The following is a 21,026-nucleotide window of genomic DNA, read 5'->3' as shown; positions in this document are numbered from 1 at the left end:
AAACAGACCTTACTTCCTCTTTGGATACTTGCGCTTGCCTTTTGCATAAGCCCAAATTATTTTGTTCATTTCATCATCCTTTCCTCCATCCACTTCATTGAATACCTCATTCTGTGATTGCTCTGCAAGTTTTTTTGCCCTGCCGCGCAGGCTTTGCAAGGGGAGGTTCATTTGGTCTAAAGGGATATTGTTAGGTATTGCTGTGAATCCTGACCTGTCGGGCTTGTTTTGGAAACAATCAGTCATTAACCTTGCCGTAGCATCCATAATATTCATAGGAGGAATGCCAAGGATTTGCTCTATTGTCCTGAGCATTGAAGTTTGGTTGTAATGGGCAGATACAAGACTGCGGTTGCTATATGGACTTATAGTAAGGCCAATCGTCCTGTAAGCTGATATATGGTCCCAGCCGCTTTGTGAATCATCTTCTGTTACAAAAATTACCGTTGAGTCCCAGTATTTACTTTTTGTGATGGTTTCTATTATCCTGCCCAGGGCCAGGTCATTGTCAGCCACCATTGCATTCGGGGTTGGGAAATCAGGGGATGTGCCGGCACTGTGATCATTGGGCAGCGACAGTAAAAGCAGGTCGGGTAAACTGTCGCCCTGTTCATATTGCTTCCATTCATTGATAAAAATATCTGCCCGGTATTGATCAGTAAAAGTAATGTTGTCGCAATCTGGGTAAGTTGGGGAAATAACCGGTAAAATTCTTGCAATGGTGCTTGTATTAGTCCATACCGGTTTTTTTCCTGCTTTATAATTATTATAAATATCGATCCATTTCAGTTTAGGGTCATATATTGATGTACAGGCTTCGCCATATATCCGGACTTTTTTTCCATAGTCCAATGCCTGGTTCCAGATGAATCCGTTTTTATTGTATACCAGGGCATCTGCCTGGCGATGCGGGTAACTCCTGAACCATGCCCTTACATTTTTTTCAACGTAATCGGATACCATCCCTGCGTCAGTCCACTGGTGCCCTTCTGCAGATGATTTTCCTGATGCATTGTAATCATCCATCCATCCAAATTGCCTGGCAAGGGCGTGTGTATTGGGCGTTACCTTTTCCCCGAATACACAGAGGCTGCTATCGCTTCGCCCTTTTTGCATGTCGCCAAAAACCTGGTCATAGGTCTTGTTTTCCTTAATGATATAAACGACATGCTTGAATACAGATGGTTCTCCTAACCTTTCCGGAACAGGAACTGGAGCTACACCAGTTCTTGGGGGCAATGATAGCAGGTCCATCCTGTTCATCAAATTCAATTGCGCTACTTCCTGCGTGTATATTTCAAGTGTTGGCTTATCGGGAACAGGAATAATACTGATGGAAGCTAGTTCATTGTGAATCTGTCTCGCGTGTTTGTTTTGATCGATAACATTGGCTCCGTCAGCTTCAAGGTTGGCAACTACTAATGAATTACCGGTTAGTTTTAATCCGGCAGGGTAGGCTTCTGTTGGTATATAACCAATGACTGATGATTTATTTTTTCCTGTTGAAGAGGCATTTTTACCAAGATGTACAACAGCTACTGCGTTATCCATACCATTTGACACATACAGTATTGAATTATCCTCATTTAGTTCGAGTCCATTTGGTGTACTGCCCTGGTATGATTCCTTACCCCTTAGCCTTCCTACAAAAATAGTTTCTGAAACACTGTTGTAACTGGAATTTATTACAGAAACCTCATCACTTGAACCATTGGCAACATAAATGAATTTTCCATCGTTTGATGCCCTGATTGCATTGGGATGAAGTCCTACCCTGATTTCTGCCGTCTGTTTTCCATTGGTAATATCAAAAACGGAAACAGTCCCTCCGGCAGTTGCACCTGTACGTGGATCAGTATAGGCAAGTCCCCAGGGCACTCCAGCTCTTTCCCGGAGCGAATCAGTAGCTGTTTCGCCCGCCCAGTTGCTTACATAAATTTTATTATTGGCGATAGTTAGTCCGTACGGTGCAACACCTGTGGCTGTTTTCCAAATAATTTTCTGGGTATTCCAGTCAATTTTCAACAATTCATTATTGCCATTGAGAACAACATAAAGGAACAGGGAATTATTTTCCCTGGCTATTGCTATTTCATTCGGGATGGCATTGTCGGCCGGAGCCAGTGTTTCAAATTGTATATCCCTTACATTCCTTATTCCCTTATCCCATTCAGCGATCATCAGGGCTGCCTGCCCGCCAGTTCTGCCCACTGCACTCCAAACGATCCAGGTCTTTCCATTTTCCTGGAAAGTTTTAATTCCGGAATACGTACTCATGTAACCACTATAATCTGGCATATCCCCAAAACTCCACTTGCCTACTATCTTTTTACTATTTATATCCACAATAAATATTCCATACCGGTCTTCTACAACCACAAGGCTGTTTTTTTCCAGGATGGCAACATCCAATGCATGGTTTTCAAGTTCTGGCTGTCCATACCTGATTACTTCCCCTGCCGACCGGATGATACGGTTATACGGTAAAAGGCGAACTGATTTATTCCGGTTGGTAAGGAAATCAGAAAGTTCGTGGATATGGTCAGTATTGATGTAATCGACTTTAAGATTGATCATTTCTTCCCAGGCTTCAGGAGAATCGGGTCCACCCCAGAAGCGGACCGGCTTTTTTAGTTTATGGCCTTTGTCAATAGCTGCAATAATCTTTTTGCGGTCCTCATTAAGTATTGGCAACGCGTTATTCCCCTTGGTGTAACTGCCAAAATCAGCACTGAGCATGGCAATTTTTTTCAGTTCCCCGGCTGTATAATTTTCATTCAGGTTTCCATCAAACCAAATGAAATCAGGATATTGCCCAAATTGTTTCTGGTTAGGTTTATTGCCGGTTACAACTATCCTTATCGATTTGCTTTCAATGATCGCAGGATATTTTTTTAAAGTAGTAACCAGGGCATTAAGGGTTGATATGGCTTCAGTTTTAAGGTCAATTAAAATCTGCAGCTTTCTGTTTTTATCATTGTATTCAATAAGCGGAACCAGGTACATGTTCTCAAGGGTCCTGTTTTCCTTAAGATCTTCCGGGTCGTGGCCTACAAGTAATTGCCCCTTTACAAGATGGATATCTGCTTCGATGGATCCGAATTGTTCATTATATGCAGTATGAAATGGAACTTTTTGCTCGTAGTCATTATGCGAATGTGCATTGGCGGTAGTGTAAGCAACGGGTTGGGAGTTACTATTAATTGCAAGTAAACATAATATGTATAAAAGAAAAGGCCTCATTAGTGTTAAATTTTCAGGTCCAATACTACCATTCTTTTTCTTTTTCTCAAAAAGACCGGTAGCGGCGTCTATGCCAGGTATTATTGTGGCATAGAATAACAGTGTATTAAATTTACCCAAAACTCCGGAGTGCAGTTGATTAATAGTGATAGGTTATTTGATTTTCAGTACATTGATATATAATTCCACTTACCTCATGCGGAAATCGGGAATACTGACCATTATTTTTTGCTGTTGTTTACTCTCCCGATCACTGGGAAGTATCTTAACTGATACGATCCGGTCTAACAGCCTTTTATACAATGGGGTCGAATATACCAAAGGGCTTACCTATAATAATGAATCTCCATTTTTTGGTGGTGACGATTTTTTTAAAGGTGATCTTACCTATTATGGCAACTTTTACAAAGGGTTAGACCTTCAATACGATTGCCAGGATGATGTGGTTCTTCTTAAATATCCTTTCGGTGAAAAGCGTATCCAACTGATCAAAGAGAAACTTGATTCATTTAGTCTGGGTGAGCACAAATTCGTTAAAGCGCCTGTCCTGGGTGCCGGGGGAGGGTTTTATGAACAGCTTTACAAAGGGAAAAGGGCCGTGCTGGTTCAATGGCAAAAAAGGATTGTGCTGAATTTGTCACAACAGGAAAGGTATGAGATGTACAAAAGCATTTATCTTTTCGATGGAAAGAATAGTACCAGAATCAGTAAGGCCTCCGAACTGCTTAACCTCATGGGTGATAGAAAAAAAGCAATCAAACAGTTTTACCATGATAACCGTTTGTCTTTCAAAAAGGATCCTGAAAAGGCTGTCGTATTAATGGTGCAAAAAGCCGAATCAGAAGGATGGTAAAAAGACTGCTATTCATATTTGTTTTGTTCTTGCAATTCTGTAATGGCCTTTTGGCGCAGGCCAGAAGCCCTTTCGATAGTTTGGTTAATGTATTGGAAAAAAATAATTCGGTTAAAATTTTCTACGATAAGAAGCAGACGGCTGACCTTGAAATTGCCAATGTAACCGGCTCTCTTGATAGTATACTTAGCAGGCTTTTTGCGGGCACAGAATTTTCTTATTATAAAGACAATAAAAGCAGGGTATTCATTACCAAAGGATTTTCATTATCCCCTGCTTTGCCCAAAGACTTTTTTTCACCGAGGCTTCCTGGAAACAGGCTTGATACTACTATCAATGAATTACCTGAAACAGTTGTTGCCGCTACCGCTGACAATATAGTGTATACGGTTGGCTCAAAGGGTGGGGCAGGCACAACCGCAGTTATTTCGGGCTATGTGCGCGACTCAAGAAGTGGGGAACCTTTAATTGGCACAACGGTATCTGTTGAAGGTGCAAGGACAGTTTCTACTGATGGTTTTGGTTTCTATTCTATCACAGTTCCCAAAGGCAGGCATGTATTAAAAATGAGCTATGTGGGTATGAAGGAAATTTCCAGGCAAATCAATGTTCTCAGTAGTGGCAAGGTTAATATTGAAATGAAGGAAGATGTCCGCAGCCTTAAATCCGCAGTTATTGTAGCCCAGAAACAATCTAATGTAAGGGGAATGCAGATGGGTGTTGAAAGGCTGAATATTAAAACAATTAAACAGATACCGGCAATTTTTGGCGAAACGGACCTCATGCGCGCTATGCTGACACTACCTGGAGTTACTTCCGTTGGTGAAGGTACCGCGGGTTATAATGTAAGGGGCGGCGCAACAGACCAAAACCTGGTCCTGCTGAATGATATGACCCTGTACAATCCAACTCATCTTTTTGGTTTCTTTTCTGCTGTAGACCCTGAATTGGTACGCGGACTGGAATTATATAAAAGTGCTATACCTGAAAAATTTGGTGGCAGGATTTCTTCAATTATGGATGTCTCTACAAGGGATGGAAACAGCAAAAAGTTAACGGGTACTGCCGGGCTTGGTCCGGTTACCAGTAAGTTTACCCTGGAAGGTCCATTGGGCAGCGAAAAAACAACCTTTCTCACAGGCGGAAGGATTACTTATTCTGATTGGTTACTGAAACAAATCCCTGATCCTGCTTTTGAAAATAGTAAAGCTTCATTTTATGATGCTATGTTGCATTTCTCACATATTTTTTCAGATAAAGACCGGATTTTCTTTTCGGGATATACCAGCGGTGACAAGTTCAGGTTGAATAGCGATTCTACATATGCTTATACCAACCTCAATTTCAGTGTAAAGTGGAAGCATAATTTTACGAACAAGTTCTATTCGGTTTTATCAACCGGTATGAACAAGTACGATTATACCGTGCAAGGACGGAACAATCCAAAGGATGCTTTCAATATAAAATTCGGTGTAAAACAATTTGATGTTAAGGCTGACTTTAAATATGCGCCTAACAATAAACATGATATTGATTTTGGTATCCAGCATTTGATATATAACCTTAAGCCCGGCGAAATAATTCCCTTGGACAGCGCATCTATTGTAAAGCCTGTTTCAGTAGAAAGTGAAAAAGGAACAGAGACATCTGTTTATTTGGGGGACCAATACGGGTTAACAAATAATTTGTCAGTACAGGTTGGGCTTAGGTACAGTTATTACAGGTACCTGGGCCCACAGAAAATATATGAATATGCTGCCGGGCAACCCCGCAACGAATCTACTGTTGTTGATTCCGCAGAATACGGTAAAGGGGAAACTATCCAGGCCTACCATGGACCGGAATTCAGGATTTCTGCAAAGTATTTATTGGGCGCCAAGTCCTCCCTGAAATTCAGTTATAATACCCTTCGGCAGTATATACATATGATCACCAATACCACTGCAATATCGCCCACAGATATCTGGAAGCTGAGTGACCAGTATGTAAAACCACAAATCGGACAGCAGGTTTCACTTGGCTTTTATACGAATCCCGGTAAAAAAAGCATAGAAATATCTGTAGAAGCCTATTATAAACTGAGTAAAAATAATCTTGATTATAAAAGCGGGGCAAAATTAATCCTGAATGATGCTATTGAAAGGGATGTAATCAATACAAAGGGCAAGGCCTATGGTATTGAATTCCTTTTTAAAAAACTGTCCGGCAAGCTGAATGGCTGGATTAGTTATACCTATTCCAGGACCTTCCTGAAAGTGGATGATCCCAATGCAGGGGAGACCATCAATAAAGGCGATTATTATCCGGCTAATTATGATAAACCACATAATGCAAGCCTGGTAGGCAATTACAGGTTTACCCAGCGATTTAGTATTTCCCTGACTTCTACATATAGTACAGGGCGACCCATTACAATGCCTATTGGTACATTCGACATGGGGGGAGCGCCAAGGGTTTATTATTCCGAACGAAACGCTTACAGGATCCCAGATTATTTCCGTACAGATTTTTCCATGACACTTGAGGGAAATCATAAACTAAAGCAGAAAATACATTCATCATGGACCTTTGGAGTTTATAACCTGACAGGAAGGGATAATCCTTATTCAGTTTACTTTGCCCTTGAGAACGGGGAAATAAAAGGATACCAGTTATCTGTATTTTCTACAGCAATTCCATTTATTTCATTTAACCTGAGATTTTAATGAAGAAGCTGCTGTTTATATTTGGCATTATAACGGTATTCATTACCTGCAAAAAGCCTTACGAACCTCCTGAAGGTTTTGCAGACAGTTCCGTACTGGTTGTCGAAGGCACTATTAATGTTGGCGACAATGCAGGGAATATTTTTAAGCTAAGCAGGCTCAGGACTTTACAGGATACTTCAACAAGTGCCCCGGAAGCAGCAGCAATTGTGAGTATTGTTTCCGGTGATGGCGCAAGCTACAGGCTGAATGAGGTTGAAAAGGGTACATATTCGGCTAACCTGAGTTTAAATGACGCGGCCAGCTATAAAGTGACCATCCAGACTTCTAACGGAATTCAATACGAATCAGCGCTTCAGCCTGTTATAAATACACCGCCCATTGACAGTGTTACCTGGAAACAACCGGATGACCTGGATATTTATGTGCATACACACGACCCTGCAAATAACACCAGGTATTTCCGTTGGGAATACGTTGAAACCTGGGCAAATGATTCCTGGTTTGAAACCACCCTTGATTTTGTAAATGGTGAGGTAGTGACACGACCCACCGGGGAGCAGATCCACAACTGCTGGAGCACCGACTCTTCACAGGCCATCTTAATAGGGAATAATAAGGCATTGTCTGAAGATGTGATCAGCTATCAGCCGATAACAAAAGTGTTAAGGCCATCCCCGAAACTTGCTAAACGCTACAGTATTTTAGTCAGGCAACTTGGCCTGACACAAGAAGCGTATAATTTTTGGAGTATCCTGCAAAAGAATACCGAGTTAACAGGTACATTATTTGACCCGCAGCCGTCTAAAATGCCGACTAATTTAAAGTGTGTCAGTAATGGTAATAATGAAGTGGTTGGGTTTGTGTCGGTGGGAAAAATTACAGAGGCGAGAATTTTCATCCTGAATTCTGCCATGTCATTATGGCCATATCCGGATCAGACGGATAACTGTCCGCTTATTAATAAAGAAATTCCAGACGCAATTGAATACATGAAAAAAGATCCATTTTATGTGCCGGTCTCATACCCTACATTCGGGACCGGTCTGAATATTGCCAGTAAAATTTGTGTCGATTGCAGGTTACGCGGCGGTACTAATATTAAGCCATCATTCTGGTAAAGACTAATTGTAAACATGTTAAGAATATTAGTATCAATATTGTCGTTCCTGGGGTTATACACTGCTGTTTTGGCGCAGGTTGAACCAGCTGTTACTATGGAGCTGCAAAGCGACCAGGGCGTATATATAACCGGTGAAGACATATGGATTAATGGCTTTTTATCAGGTAGTGCACCAATGCCAAAATACATCCAGGTCCAATTGCTGGACAGGAAGGGTCGGGCAAGGGCAGAGGTAAAATTGCTCAATACAAACGGCAGTTTTTCCGGGTTTCTTGAAGTTCCCGGTAACCTGGTTTCAGATTATTATTTCCTGGATAGTTATGTTAAAGGACAGGCATCCTCTGTAGAAATGCGTCCGGTAATGATCATTAATCCGAGGTATCCTCCTGCTACCTGCAGCTTGGGAAACACAACTGCAAATCCCCTCATTTTGCCGAAGCCACAGTTGGTAATCACCACCGATAAACCAGTTTATGCAAAGCGTGATCCTGTAAAAATTGATTTCAATGGGTTGGCTACCGGAACAAATATTTCACTTTATGTAAGCCGAAAGGATATGTTGTCTGACTTTGTGGACAGCTTTTCATACCAGTATAAAATGTTATCCGTTCATAGCGCCAGGGGAGAGCGTGAAACTGAAGGCCATTTGGTAAACATTAAAGTAATGGCTGTTGCAGGAAATGCCCCGCTGAAAGGCGTCAGGGTGTTTGCAGCAGTTATTGGGGACCAGGCAAAATTGTCCTTTGGCATTTCAGGTGACAAAGGACAGGTGACATTCATTTTACCGCTTGTATACGGTGAATCCAGGATTGTATTTTCTGTTGATGAAAAGTCTGAACAACAATGCAGGATTGAAATGGAAGACGAATCAGAGGTTCATCCCGCCATTGATTTTCCCTGTTTGCAGTTAACGGAAAATATGCGCGCAGCAATAGAAGACAGGATATTGAATAGTAAAGCAGCAAAAGGGTTTTATGGCGATGCATTGAAGCGGTATACTATCCAGGATGCGGACACTACCGATTTTTATGGAAAGCCGGATGCCCATTATATGCTGGATGACTATACCAGGTTCCCTGAAATGAAGGATATCTTACTGGAATATGTACCCGAAGCAAGGGTAAGGAATGAGGGGGATGTGAAACCAGTGATACAGATTTTAAATGCACCAACCAAAGGTTATTTCAGTACATCCGGACTGGTTTTGCTGGATGGCATTCCGCTCCAGGATACAAAACAGTTACTATCTCTTAATCCGCTGTTATTGAAATCCATCGACCTTGTAACACGGAAATATTTTTTGGGTGAGCTTCAGTTTAATGGAATAATTCAATACAAGTCGTATAAGAGTGACCTGGCTGGATTTGCATTATCTCCGCGCGATGTGATCTATCCATTCAATGGGGTACAGATACCGTCTTCACCAAATTTTGCAGATCACAGCAATGGCGCGGATGAACATTTGCCTAATCTCAGGAATCTCCTTTACAGGGAGTTGAATATTGCGGTGCCAGAAAACGGCAGGAAGACAATTTCTTTTTTTACGGCAGATGCCGCGGCTGAATATAAAGTTGTAGTAAAGGGCAAAGATAAAAATGGAAATGCTGTCTATGGAGAGACATCATTTATAGTGCAATAACCTTTTAAACTGCCAATATTTGACCACAGGAATTACTTTTTACAATCTTAAATCAAATAAGAAAATCCCCCGGCGCTAGCTCCGGGGGATTTTTCTTTTTTTACAGGGTAATGTCCAATTTCCCTTCGTTGCCCGGGATATCCCTGGCTGTGGCACTGATACTGTAGCCAGCCACCGACGGGTTTTCCCTTACCGTCGTATATCCCCACCTGTTACGGTGGATGGGATTCAGGATGGCATTACCTTCTTCCACCAATTCGCCGGTGGCCGTGCGAATGCTGACAAAGACACTGGCCACACGGAAATCATCTTTTGCATTAATCTCAATCAATGCTCCCGGAAGTCCGGCATATTTTCCCGGGTCGATACCTTTTACAACCGGCGCTTTCAGGGCATCCCTGAAGGCCATGTTATGGGCGGTTTTGCCCGACGGGGCTTTTCTTTCATACTCTGCTTTCAACTCGGGCGAAGCCATTGCACCTGAAGCATAAGCCGAAGCATCAGCAAATTTGTCACGTACCCGAACCTGGTTTTCGGTGGGGACTGTGGTTTTGTCGATGGTGGGCATCAGCGCGATGTGCGTGTTCTTCCCCCTTTTTTTGTAAACGAATTGTTTACCTACGTTTCCACGCGCTCCTTTTACAAGCGCATTTTGGGTTACTCTGGCCATTGGATTAAAATTTTACGGTTTTAAAAAAATTGGGTTTTTTGTGTTTGCTGCAGAAGGAAGCCTGGCGGGTCACAACTCCCGTTTCAGCTTATGTGATGCTCCTCAGCAATAACAACAACCAAAAATAATTAGCCAGGCAATAGTTTTTCAGCCTTTGGTACTGGCTATACTCATTTCCGGAACCGGATATAGAGAAATCCGGGACGTACCGGTTTTTGAGGGGGCATAAAGCATGTATTCGCAGCCGTTGAAAGAAGTCCGGACCATGTGCCATCCATGTGCCAACCATGTGAAAAATGGCCATTTTACGCAGGATAGCACATGGATGGCACATGGATGGCACATGGTTGACATCCTGTTATTGACCTGCCGGTGCAAATTGGCGACAGCATTTGCGACCATATTGGAATTATTATACTCTTTGCTTAAGAAACAGATACCGGAGCAAGGATACCCGACTTTAATTATACCTTTAACTAAACCGGTTAAAACATCAGATATTTTATAACAGCTTCTGGAATCGCGTTACATTTTTTAAAAAATACCTGTTACTTAAAGCCTTTTCCGTATATGGCTGAATCATTTGATATTACCGACAATAAGCAACAGCAGCAATTTCAGCTGGTTGTAAATGGTGAGATGGCTTACCTGGAATATCGTTGGCATAATGGCAAAATAGCCCTGATGCATACCTATGTGCCTGAGTCTTTAGAAGGCAAAGGCATTGCCTCGGCATTGGCGAAATATGCACTGGAATATGCCAGGACAGAGCAAATTAAAATCATCGTTTATTGCCCATTTGTGGCGAAGTACCTCGAAAGGCATCCTGAATACAATACCCTTAAATGAAGCTTTTCTGTCTTTCCCTTCCCCGATATTCGTTGAATATGTCATGGATGAAACACATAGAAAGACCACTGCCATTGTTTTATGCCATTTGTATTTTTATGCCTGCACAATGCAATCGATTGTGTGAATGAATGCGAAAATCGTCTTATTGGAAACCTTTGCTGTAACTTAAATGTTAAATCCGGTAAGATGTTCCTGCGCATGCTCATTAAGCAAAGAATAATATATTTTTCAATACTCCTAATATTGATTAATTATATTGCTGTGCCCGCATTTTCACAGGATATTAATGAGTTAAAACTTAAGGATTTCAGGCCTGTGTCTATTTATAAGGTGCCGGTGAGTAATATCCAGAAAGCAAAATTTCCCATCACTGATTTTCATTCGCATGATTACCCCCTTGACCGTGCTGGCCTGGATGCCTGGGTGCGTACCATGGATGAAGTTGGTATTGCCAAATCAATCATCCTTTCCTATTCCATAGGAACTGCATTTGACTCTGTGATAGAAAAATATTCCCCCTATAAGGACCGGTTTGAAGTATGGTGCGGTTTCGATTTCAGGGATTGCGACAAGCCCGGTTGGGAAGAAAAAGCGGTAAAAGAATTGGTGCGTTGTTACCAAAAAGGCGCAAGAGGCGTTGGGGAACTGGGTGACAAGGGCCTGGGTGAATTTTATTCAAAGCCATCTTCCGGCTTCGGGCTGCATATTGATGATCCGAAAATGAAAGCGCTAATTCGTAAATGCGGGGAACTGCATATGCCCATCAGCATTCATGTGGCCGAAGATGCCTGGATGTACGAACCTGCAAATGAAAAAAATGATGGTTTGATGAATGCGGGGACATGGAAGGTTGATATGAGTAAGCCTGGTATCCTGAACCACGATCAATTAGTTAAGACGCTGGAAAATGCTGTTCGGGATAATCCAAATACCACCTTTATCGCCTGCCACCTGGCTAACACCTGTTCTGACCTGAGCGTGATAGCCGGAATGTTTGATAAGTACCCGAATTTGTATGCGGATATTGCAGCCCGTTATGGTGAGCTTGCCCCAATACCAAAATACGTTCATGCTTTTATGGAAAAATATGCTGGCCGGATAGTTTATGGCACTGATATGGGTACGAATAAAGCGATGTACAGGACGACTTTCCGTATTCTGGAATCCGATGATGAACATTTTTATGACCATGATCTTTTCAGTTATCATTGGGCCTTATACGGCCTTGGTTTGTCACCTGCCACACTCCGCAAAATTTACCAGGACAACGGAAAAAAAATATTGATGTATGCAAAATAACAGTCGCCGTGCGTTTATTAAAAACACGGCAATAACCGGACTTGGAGCGGGTTTGCTCCCTAATGATATGCTGTCTTTCCCTGGCAATAGTCCCAGGAAAGTAAAAAAGGTAATTGTGGCCGGCGCAGGCATTGCCGGATTATGCACAGCCTATGAATTAATGAAGCGGGGGCATGATGTAACCGTTCTTGAAGCAACAGGCAGGCATGGCGGTCATGTATTCACCGTGCACGATGGGTTATCTGATGGTCTTTACGGTGATTTCGGTGCGGAGCACATTACAAAGCCTGGGTATGAGCGGTATTGGTCCTATTTAAATGAGTTGGGAGTGGAAGCGCTTCCTTATCCGCGGCGTAAAAATATTTTAAGGCGAATTGACGGTAAGTTTTATACCGAAGAAATGCTGCGCGATAAAGTAGTGCTGAAGACTCTCGGTTTTAACGAAAAGGAAATTGCATTTCTTTCAAAGAATCCTTACTGGGACCTGAACTCATTATATGTAAAACCATACCTGTCCAAATTTACTGATGAGTACAATCCTTTTAATGCTGGTTACGATGAATTGGACAAAGTGCCGATTGACGATATTTATAAAAGGGATGGGGCATCTGCCAGGGCCCTTGAGATTTTAAGTGCTTCCAATACTTCCGCTTTATTTGAATTCTGGCGTTCTGCAATACTTAATATAAGGGGCGTTCCACAGTTTCCTGTTGACGTTTTCCGGCTTAAGGGAGGTAACCAGATGTTGCCAAATGCTTTTGCTAAAAAGCTCGGGCCAAGGGTTTGGCTAAATTGCCCCATCCAGTCCATTGAGCATGGTGCAAGTGGGGTAACAGTGAAGTATAAAAGATTTGGTGAAGAACAGGTAATCACTGCCGACTACCTAGTCAATTGCATCCCATTGCCTGCATTCAGGAAAATTCCGGTTACACCAGCATTCCCACCCGAAAAGCAATTTGTAATTGATAATATTCAGTATGATTCTTACCAGCGTTTTGTTTTCCAGGCGAGTTCAAAATTCTGGGAAAAAGATAACCTGAGCATCAATATGGAGTTTGATCATCCTGACCTTTGGGCCGTTTGGCAATCAGCAGACGAGGTAGACACCCATCGGGTTATAATTCTTGGAACAGGATCCGGAGGCATCTCCGTACAAAGGGCATTGGCCGTGTTCCGGGAATTGTATCCGGGATCCAAGGATACTATTGAACAGGCAGTAAGTCGCGACTGGACTAAGGAGGCTTTTTCTTCAACCTGTGAACGGGTAAATTTTCCCCTTGGGGAGTTACATAAGTTCTGGCCTGAAATAATTAAGCCGCATGGAAGAATACATTTTGCCGGGGCTTATGCTGATAACCTGAATTGGGGAATGGAAGCCTCAACCCGCTCGGCTTACCGTGCGGCTAATGAAATAGACATGGCTTAAAATATTGCTTACCTATGAAAAAAGCATTTCTTTTTGCTGCATTAATTTCCGGGGTGATTATAATAATGGGCTTTGTAATCAATGAGCAATCGAATTCAATCCCTTCTGTTTCCTTAAAACAGCCATCGGGAAATAATCCGCTTCAGCAGGATGCAACCATAAAATATACGATTCGTGTTGAAGATAAGGAAGATGGTTCTTCTGCTTATGAAGAAATCGTATCCAATGAAGTATTCCTCAAATTGAAATTCCTGCCAGATTCCGCAATGGTATCCAAATACCTGGAAAAGCAAAAAAGAGCCGATGCCATACTAGCCATTATGAAGCAGGATATCTGTTTCAATTGTCACAGTGTAAAACAAAAACTTATAGGGCCGTCATTTGAATCGGTTGCTAAAAAATACGGCGCCGGGAAGGATGTTGCCGAAAAACTTTCTGCCAGCATCATCAATGGCTCAAAAGGCACCTGGGGCGCTTCACAACCTATGCCTTCGCATCCTGATATAAAAAAGGAAGATGCGGTGGCTATTGCAGAATGGGTCCTGCAATATGGCGCAGATGAAGATTTCGACCTTTTACCCGGACTTGAGGGCTCATTTAAAACCCATTCCGGTAATGTAAAACAACCTAAAGCGGTTTATGTGCTTATTCCCAGCTATAGGGACCACGGGCTGAATGGCCTGGACAGGAAGGAAGGTAAGCAGGTAGTGGTTATCCCATTAGCACATTAGATTATTTTAAGTAAATTGATTTTTTATTACGCTTAAAAACTTAAGAAAATGCGAGGTCAACGTTTGCCTGAAATTTCCAGAAAATTATTGCTGCCATTGGTGTTTTTGTTTGTTCTTTCTGTTGCTAAAGCCGGCAATTATCCCAATCACCTGTTTGGGGATCCCTCAATTGAAGGGCGTTGGGACTTAACCGTAACAAAAAACGGCAAGGAACTGCCATCCTGGTTGGAAGTCAGGCACTCTGGTTTAAAGACCCTTGTAGGATATTTTGTAGCAGAAGGTGGGAGTGCACGGCCAATATCCCGTGTCAATTTTGAGAACGGGAAAATCAGTTTTTCCATACCACCACAGTGGGATAGGAGCGATAAGGATATGACCCTGGAAGGCACTCTGGTGGATGGCAAGCTGAGCGGTACGATTCTTGGATCTGATGGAACAACTGCCACCTGGGTAGGGGTTAGGGCGCCTTCACTCTGGCGTGATAAATCACCGGTTTGGGGTAAGCCGATCACCTTATTTAATGGCAAAAACACCAACGGCTGGCATGCTTCAGGCGAAAACCAATGGCAGGCGGTTAATGGTGTTCTGACAAGTGCCAGGACCGGTTCCAATCTTATATCTGACCAGACATTTAATGATTTTAAGCTGCATATTGAATTCCGCTATCCCAAGGAAAGCAATAGTGGCGTTTACCTGCGCGGCCGTTACGAAGTACAGGTTGCAGATAATAAAGGCGAGGAACCATTAAAGGATTATTTCGGTGCTATTTACGGTTTCATAGAACCCACAGAACAAGTGGCAAAAGCGGCAGGTGAGTGGCAATCTTATGATATTACGCTGGTAGGCAGGTTGGTTACTGTGGTAGCAAATGGTAAAACAATTATCTGTAACCGGCCTATACCCGGAATTACCGGTGGCGCATTAAACAGTAAGGAAGGCGAGCCCGGTCCGATTATGATCCAGGGCGATCACGGTCCGATTGAATACAGGAATATTATTATCACCCCGGCAAAATAAGCCGTAAGAAGTTTTATTTGTTTAAAGGTTCGTGTAAAACACGGACCTTTAACGTTTGTTATTGGAATGTTTAATTTTGTTATGGGTGCTTAATTTGATATCGTTATACATATATTAGTCCTGCCCTTAAAAATGTTGGTATGAAAAAATATTTTTCGCTGTTGGTCACTGTTGGACTTTCAAGCTTTATCCTTTTTTCCTGTTCAAAAAAAGACAGCAGTCCGGTGCCTCCTGTGGACACAAATACTGCCAGGCTTCCTAAGCAGATAATATTAACTGATCCTATTGCAGACCCCTTAACACCTACAAAAAACTATTCCATCAAATACGATACGAACAATTATACTATTGGAATTTACCTCGATGACCTTACCAATAGTAATCCGTATGATAAACTGACCCAGGAATTTAAATACAATACCAGCGGATACCTCATCAGCAATCATATTTCCCCTGGCCAACCTGAAGCAATTGAATATGAAATTAACAGGTCTGCCGACAACAAGATTGTTTGGATTTCACATACAGATAACCTGAATAACACAAAAGACACCGCCTTCTTTACTTATGAAACATTTCCGGATAGTTTAAGGATACACATTGATAAACACCTGGCATCTCCGGTTCCGGGAAATGAGATTTCGCTGTATACCTATAACAATTTAAACAGGATCACAAGGGCTGAATTTTACAATGGGGAAACCATCCGGAACTACACTTATAACGCGAATGGCAGTTTAAATGTCAAGTCATCCCAAAGTTCAAATACCGGTGACAATTATACTGTATCCCTTACTTATACCTCTTCTACTGGGGCTCTCAAATACGACTCATTAAAAATGGAATTGCTGGGGAAAGATTTTTTCCTGGATGACATCAATGAATTCTACCCATTTGTATACAAAACCCTTGTTTTTACTTATTCACTTTCTGATCCTTATGACATATCAAAATCACAGGAAGTAATTATTTTCCCTGGATCGGGCTCTAACAAGCAATATTATTTTTTAAGCCAGGAGCATAACACCCGTAGCCTGCTTACAAAAATGAACGTTGCTGAAACCTTGGGGGGGACGCCCTTAATAACAATGCAGCTTGTTTATTGATAGTTTCCCAAAACCCGGTGAGGCCTACAGTGAGGATTCACTGGAATGCAATACTTCAGAATTTCACCAGAATTACCTGTAATTTTCGCTAATTAAATGAACCTGTTTTGCGGAAATCATGAAAATTCTGGTAATAGAAGATGAACAACAACTTTCTGAAAGCATTTCAGCATACCTGAATAATGAACATTTTATTTGCGAAACAGTTTTTGATTTCCATTCGGCCATTGAGAAGATAAGCCTTTATGATTATGCCTGCATTATCCTTGATATTTCACTTCCCGGAGGCAGCGGATTAGACATCCTTAAAGAATTGAAATCAAATAACAAGGCCGATGGCGTATTAATTATTTCAGCAAAAAACTCCCTGGACGACAAAATACTAGGACTCAAAACAGGGGCAGATGATTACCTGACCAAGCCTTTCCATTTACCGGAACTGGCTGCCAGGGTTGATGCAATTATCAGGCGAAAATCCTTTGATGGCAGGAGCCTTGTAAGGTTTGATGAAATTCAATTGGATCTCAATGAAAAGCTGGTAAAAGTCGATAATAAAATAGTTGACCTCACACGGAAGGAATATGACCTCTTATTGTATTTTATAAGTAATAAGAACAGGGTAATCAGTAAGGGCGCAATTGCGGAACATTTATGGGGAGATAATATGGACCTGGCTGATAACTATGATTTTATTTATACCCATATAAAAAACCTCCGCAAGAAACTTATACAAGCCGGTTCTGCCGATTATATTAAATCGGTGTATGGCATGGGCTATAAATTTAGTGCTGCTAACCAGCCAAAATGAAACTATTTAGTCGTTATAACAGAATTAATATCGCATCAACCGTTGCCATTTTTTTACTGGCCAGTACGGCTTTTTATTTCTTACTCAGGTTTGTATTGATCGGCCAGGTGGATGATGACCTCCGGATCGAACAACGGGAAATTGAAGGGTATTCCCAAAAGTTTGGCAGGTTACCTGAACCAATTGCTGTAAAAGACCAGGTGATAGAATTTGTGCCTGCCGGTAAAATTGGTTCACAAAGAAAAGCATTCCAGACAATTAACTCTTCAGGTAGTCAAAGGGAAGATATGCGGCAACTCATATTTTCATTGCCTGTAGGGGGACAATGGTATGAAGTAAAGGTTGCTAAATCACTCGAAGGAACAGACGAAATAATACGGTCTGTTATCCTGATTTCCGTGTCAACTATCCTCGCAATATTGGTTGCCAGTTTACTCATTAACAGGCTTGTCCTGCGTTCGCTGTGGAAGCCATTCTACGATAGCCTTTCCGCAATGCAGCAATTCAGGCTGGGTCAATCCAGCCGTCCGGTATTTACCCCAACTTCCATAGAAGAATTCGACACACTCAATAGCACCCTCGAGCAATCTTTGAGTCATGCGGAATCCGATTACCAGCGCCTTAGAGAATTTACTGATAATGCTTCCCATGAATTGCAAACACCATTGGCTGTAATTCGTTCTAAACTGGATGTGTTAATTCAGGATGAAGCACTTTCAGAAAGGCAAAGCCAGATTGTGCAAAGCGCATATGACGCGGTTCGGAAAATGGCAAGATTGAATCATTCCCTTTTGCTTTTGAGTAAAATTGAAAACAGGCAATTCGCTGATTTGGCTGAAATAAGGTTTGATCAGTTAGTTGAGGCTAAACTTGAAGAGTTTTCTGAATTATTGCATGATAAGCAGTTCAAATTAACAGTCAGCCTGAAACCGGTTATAGTTCGCATGAATGCTGAACTGGCTGATGCGCTGCTTAATAATTTATTCAGCAATGCAATACGGCATACAAATATTGGTGGAGAAATCAGGGTGGCACTCGATGATAATCAATTCAGCCTGTCAAATTCAGCACAGCAGGATAAGTTGGACGAGAATAAATTATTTGATCGTTTTTATAAAGGCGGACAGTCCTCAGACCAGCATGGCCTGGGCTTATCCATTGCCTATCAAATTTGCCAGGTTTCCGGATTTTCCATTAAGTACCAATATAATAATCAAGTACACTGGTTTACAGTTACTTTCTAATCTGGTTCAGCATTGCTTCAGAATTGGTCTATAGGTTTGCAGTAATTATTTTATTTTATGCGCATTCGATTTTTCCTTATTACAGTAATAATGACTTTGACGGTATTTGTTGCCAATGCACAACATACCATTAGAATAATTGTGCAGGATAAGACAAATAAAGAGCTTCTGAGTGGTGTTACAATAAGCCTTAAAGGGGATGACCAGAAGGTTACCAGCACAGATGGAAAAGGCTTTGCCACGCTTAAAAATTTGCCGGGAGGATATGATACTATTGTAGTCAGTTATGTCGGGTATAAACCTTTGGAGCAGGTCTTTCAACTGCCGGACACTATTGTGCATTCCATTTTGTTGGAAACTGATGCCCGGACCCTAAATGATGTAGTTGTAGTAGCATCAACCCGTGGAAACGACCGCATAGAAAACGCCACCACAAAGGTTGAGGTTTTAGGCCAGGAAGACATGAATGAGGAGAGTACGCTGAAGCCAGGTAATATAGCCAGTATATTAGGCGATGTAAGCGGTGTACAAATACAACAGTCTTCCGCAACAACCGGTAATGCTAACGTCCGGATCCAGGGACTGGACGGCCGGTACACGCAAATATTACGGGATGGTATGCCCTTATATGGCGGCTATTCCGGCGGATTTGGCATCCTGTCCATTCCGCCATTGGATTTGAAACAGGTGGAATTGATCAAAGGGTCCTCATCCACTTTATATGGTGGTGGCGCAATCGGCGGACTTGTCAATATGATTTCCAGGAAGCCAACATCTGCACCCGAAGCTTCTTTCCTTGTTAATCAAACATCCTTAAAGGAAACCAATATTAATGCCTATTATGCCCAGCGGTGGAAAAAGGTGGGTTTTACTTTCTTTGGCGGGCAAACCTTCCAAAAAGAAGTTGATGTAAATAAGGATGGCTTCAGTGACGTGCCAAATACCAATAGTACGGTCATTCACCCCACTGTTTTTTTCTATCCGTCGGACCGAAGCTTTATTTCCCTGGGTTGGTCGGGCAGTTTTGAAAAGCGACTTGGTGGTGATATGCTTGCCTTATCAGGGAAAGCAGATGCCAGCCACCCTTATTTTGAAAAAAATAACCTGAACAGGAATATTATTACCCTGTTGTCAGAAAGCCGCCTTGATAATTCATTTGTACTAACGGTGAAGGGTAGCTTTAGTAATTTCAAACGTGAAGAGTCAACCAATACCTACCTGTTCAATGGCAGGCAGAAAAATTATTATGCAGAGTTGTCAATATTTAAACGTACCCGGAAGCACAATATCGTTGCAGGGATAAATACCACGGGTGATGAATTTGCACCGGCTGAAGAAACCCCCGTTCCTGTAGGATCCTTTTCTAATAATGTCTTAGGCGCATTTTTGCAGGACACCTGGCGTTTATTTTCCGGAACTAAATTAGAAACAGGTTTGCGTTTGGACCACCACAACCAGTATGGCAATTTTTTATTGCCAAGGATTGCCCTATTCCAGCAGATAAATAAACATTGGGGCGCAAGGGCAGGCTATGGCATGGGCTATATTACGCCTAATCCACTTACCCCACAAACAAGGGATTATACCATTTACCAGTTGCAACCCATAGCAGCAGGCGTAAAAGCAGAACGTTCCTATTCCGGAAACCTGGAAGTAAATTATAAAACCGAAATAGGCACAGATGGAAGTATACTGATCAACCAGGCTTTCTTCATTACCCAAATAAAAGACCCGGTGATTGGAACAGAAGACCAGGCCGGAATGGTGTATTTTAACAACGAAGCAAAGCCTTTGCTGACAAAAGGCTTCGACACATATGTACAAATGCACGTGGCTAACTGGGAGTTTTATGTAGGGTATACCTACACCCAGGCTATAAGGCAATACCTGCCTGAAAACCAATTTGTTCTATATACACCTAAGAATCGGGCTGCAGCAACCTTGGTTTATGATGTGGCTGGTAATTGGAGGGTCGGACTGGAAGCCTCTTACAACGGTTACCAACATCGTGAGGATTATTCTAAAACACCGGAATACCTTTTTATGGCTATGATGGCAGAAAAGAAATTCGGGCCGAAATGGAGCCTGGTACTTAATTGTGAGAACCTCCTGGATGAACGCCAAAGCCGTCATGAATCATTGTATACCGGTCCAGTTACAGATCCTTACTTTAAAACTTTATGGGGTCCTATCGATGGCAGGGCTGTAAACCTTTGCCTGCGCTTTCAGCCATTTGCCCGTAATTAATAAACACACTACAGAATGAACACAGAATTGATATGTATTTTGAATCCCATCAAAAAATACATA

16 protein-coding genes are annotated in these 21,026 nt (G+C 42.1%); 13 read left to right on the top strand and 3 right to left on the bottom strand.

Annotated features, from left to right (window positions below; all coding sequences use genetic code 11):
- Nucleotides 1-9: 9 nt before the first annotated feature.
- Nucleotides 10-3,243 (bottom strand): alkaline phosphatase family protein, encoded by a 3,234-nt coding sequence (locus LAQ65_RS16410; RefSeq protein ID WP_224118082.1) that lies wholly within the window; start codon nt 3,241-3,243, stop codon nt 10-12.
- A gap of 196 nt (nt 3,244-3,439) precedes the next feature.
- On the opposite strand from LAQ65_RS16410, the gene LAQ65_RS16405 reads away from it, so the two are divergent.
- Genes LAQ65_RS16405 through LAQ65_RS16390 form a run of 4 tightly spaced genes read left to right on the top strand, consistent with a single transcriptional unit; the run spans nt 3,440 to nt 9,563 of the window.
- Nucleotides 3,440-4,096, top strand: a complete 657-nt coding sequence (locus LAQ65_RS16405) for a hypothetical protein (protein WP_224118081.1) — start codon at nt 3,440-3,442, stop codon at nt 4,094-4,096.
- The gene (locus tag LAQ65_RS16400; protein ID WP_224118080.1) at nt 4,090-6,801 is read left to right on the top strand and encodes a TonB-dependent receptor; all 2,712 of its coding nucleotides are present in this window, start codon (nt 4,090-4,092) and stop codon (nt 6,799-6,801) included. Before LAQ65_RS16405 ends, LAQ65_RS16400 begins: the two co-directional genes overlap by 7 nt.
- A complete protein-coding gene (locus tag LAQ65_RS16395) occupies nt 6,801-7,922 on the top strand; it encodes a DUF4249 domain-containing protein (RefSeq protein ID WP_224118079.1) in 1,122 nt (373 codons plus the stop codon). Before LAQ65_RS16400 ends, LAQ65_RS16395 begins: the two co-directional genes overlap by 1 nt.
- 15 nt (nt 7,923-7,937) lie before the next feature.
- On the top strand, nt 7,938-9,563 hold the full coding sequence (locus LAQ65_RS16390) for a hypothetical protein (RefSeq protein ID WP_224118078.1): 1,626 nt from the start codon (nt 7,938-7,940) through the stop codon (nt 9,561-9,563).
- A 100-nt stretch (nt 9,564-9,663) separates the two neighbouring features.
- Here the strand turns inward: LAQ65_RS16390 and LAQ65_RS16385 are convergent, their stop codons facing one another.
- Together LAQ65_RS16385 and LAQ65_RS16380 are read right to left on the bottom strand one after the other, a co-directional pair.
- On the bottom strand, nt 9,664-10,233 hold the full coding sequence (locus LAQ65_RS16385; RefSeq protein WP_224118077.1) for a hypothetical protein: 570 nt from the start codon (nt 10,231-10,233) through the stop codon (nt 9,664-9,666).
- A 147-nt stretch (nt 10,234-10,380) separates the two neighbouring features.
- Complete coding sequence (locus LAQ65_RS16380; protein WP_224118076.1) at nt 10,381-10,635, bottom strand: hypothetical protein; 255 nt, start codon at nt 10,633-10,635, stop codon at nt 10,381-10,383.
- A 168-nt stretch (nt 10,636-10,803) separates the two neighbouring features.
- Between LAQ65_RS16380 and LAQ65_RS16375 the strand changes: the two genes are divergently transcribed.
- From LAQ65_RS16375 to LAQ65_RS16335, 9 genes are all read left to right on the top strand, one after another.
- Nucleotides 10,804-11,082, top strand: coding sequence for a GNAT family N-acetyltransferase (locus LAQ65_RS16375; RefSeq protein ID WP_224118075.1), 279 nt, complete (start codon nt 10,804-10,806; stop codon nt 11,080-11,082).
- A gap of 264 nt (nt 11,083-11,346) precedes the next feature.
- A complete protein-coding gene (locus LAQ65_RS16370; protein WP_224118074.1) occupies nt 11,347-12,384 on the top strand; it encodes an amidohydrolase family protein in 1,038 nt (345 codons plus the stop codon).
- A complete protein-coding gene (locus LAQ65_RS16365; RefSeq protein ID WP_224118073.1) occupies nt 12,374-13,810 on the top strand; it encodes a flavin monoamine oxidase family protein in 1,437 nt (478 codons plus the stop codon). The genes LAQ65_RS16370 and LAQ65_RS16365 overlap by 11 nt, the downstream gene beginning before the upstream one ends.
- Before the next feature lie 14 nt (nt 13,811-13,824).
- A complete protein-coding gene (locus tag LAQ65_RS16360) occupies nt 13,825-14,541 on the top strand; it encodes a c-type cytochrome (RefSeq protein WP_224118072.1) in 717 nt (238 codons plus the stop codon).
- A gap of 48 nt (nt 14,542-14,589) precedes the next feature.
- Nucleotides 14,590-15,558: a 3-keto-disaccharide hydrolase gene (locus LAQ65_RS16355; protein WP_224118071.1), complete on the top strand. Its 969-nt coding sequence runs from the start codon at nt 14,590-14,592 to the stop codon at nt 15,556-15,558.
- Nucleotides 15,559-15,698: 140 nt separating this feature from the next.
- Nucleotides 15,699-16,664: a hypothetical protein gene (locus LAQ65_RS16350; protein ID WP_224118070.1), complete on the top strand. Its 966-nt coding sequence runs from the start codon at nt 15,699-15,701 to the stop codon at nt 16,662-16,664.
- Nucleotides 16,665-16,782: 118 nt separating this feature from the next.
- The gene (locus LAQ65_RS16345) at nt 16,783-17,472 is read left to right on the top strand and encodes a response regulator transcription factor (protein ID WP_224118069.1); all 690 of its coding nucleotides are present in this window, start codon (nt 16,783-16,785) and stop codon (nt 17,470-17,472) included.
- Nucleotides 17,469-18,716 carry a sensor histidine kinase gene (locus tag LAQ65_RS16340; protein ID WP_224118068.1) on the top strand — a complete coding sequence of 416 codons (1,248 nt, stop codon included), beginning with the start codon at nt 17,469-17,471 and terminating at the stop codon, nt 18,714-18,716. Before LAQ65_RS16345 ends, LAQ65_RS16340 begins: the two co-directional genes overlap by 4 nt.
- A 57-nt stretch (nt 18,717-18,773) precedes the next feature.
- The gene (locus LAQ65_RS16335; RefSeq protein ID WP_224118067.1) at nt 18,774-20,963 is read left to right on the top strand and encodes a TonB-dependent receptor; all 2,190 of its coding nucleotides are present in this window, start codon (nt 18,774-18,776) and stop codon (nt 20,961-20,963) included.
- Nucleotides 20,964-21,026: the final 63 nt, after the last annotated feature.

Source organism: Flavihumibacter profundi (assembly GCF_020076305.1).
Lineage (GTDB): Bacteria > Bacteroidota > Bacteroidia > Chitinophagales > Chitinophagaceae > Flavihumibacter > Flavihumibacter profundi.
Note: the sequence above shows the minus strand (reverse complement) of the source record. Positions and strands in the feature narration are given on the sequence as shown.

Excerpts from the sequence above, each read along its gene's own strand:
- LAQ65_RS16395 (WP_224118079.1), top strand. The coding sequence starts at position 6,801 with ATGAAGAAGCTGCTGTTTATATTTGGCATTATAACGGTATTCATTACC.
- LAQ65_RS16385 (WP_224118077.1), bottom strand. The coding sequence starts at position 10,233 with ATGGCCAGAGTAACCCAAAATGCGCTTGTAAAAGGAGCGCGTGGAAAC.
- LAQ65_RS16410 (WP_224118082.1), bottom strand. The coding sequence starts at position 3,243 with ATGAGGCCTTTTCTTTTATACATATTATGTTTACTTGCAATTAATAGT.
- LAQ65_RS16335 (WP_224118067.1), top strand. The coding sequence starts at position 18,774 with ATGCGCATTCGATTTTTCCTTATTACAGTAATAATGACTTTGACGGTA.
- LAQ65_RS16365 (WP_224118073.1), top strand. The coding sequence starts at position 12,374 with ATGCAAAATAACAGTCGCCGTGCGTTTATTAAAAACACGGCAATAACC.
- LAQ65_RS16400 (WP_224118080.1), top strand. The coding sequence starts at position 4,090 with ATGGTAAAAAGACTGCTATTCATATTTGTTTTGTTCTTGCAATTCTGT.
- LAQ65_RS16360 (WP_224118072.1), top strand. The coding sequence starts at position 13,825 with ATGAAAAAAGCATTTCTTTTTGCTGCATTAATTTCCGGGGTGATTATA.
- LAQ65_RS16375 (WP_224118075.1), top strand. The coding sequence starts at position 10,804 with ATGGCTGAATCATTTGATATTACCGACAATAAGCAACAGCAGCAATTT.
- LAQ65_RS16390 (WP_224118078.1), top strand. The coding sequence starts at position 7,938 with ATGTTAAGAATATTAGTATCAATATTGTCGTTCCTGGGGTTATACACT.
- LAQ65_RS16340 (WP_224118068.1), top strand. The coding sequence starts at position 17,469 with ATGAAACTATTTAGTCGTTATAACAGAATTAATATCGCATCAACCGTT.
- LAQ65_RS16355 (WP_224118071.1), top strand. The coding sequence starts at position 14,590 with ATGCGAGGTCAACGTTTGCCTGAAATTTCCAGAAAATTATTGCTGCCA.
- LAQ65_RS16350 (WP_224118070.1), top strand. The coding sequence starts at position 15,699 with ATGAAAAAATATTTTTCGCTGTTGGTCACTGTTGGACTTTCAAGCTTT.
- LAQ65_RS16405 (WP_224118081.1), top strand. The coding sequence starts at position 3,440 with ATGCGGAAATCGGGAATACTGACCATTATTTTTTGCTGTTGTTTACTC.
- LAQ65_RS16380 (WP_224118076.1), bottom strand. The coding sequence starts at position 10,635 with ATGGTCGCAAATGCTGTCGCCAATTTGCACCGGCAGGTCAATAACAGG.
- LAQ65_RS16345 (WP_224118069.1), top strand. The coding sequence starts at position 16,783 with ATGAAAATTCTGGTAATAGAAGATGAACAACAACTTTCTGAAAGCATT.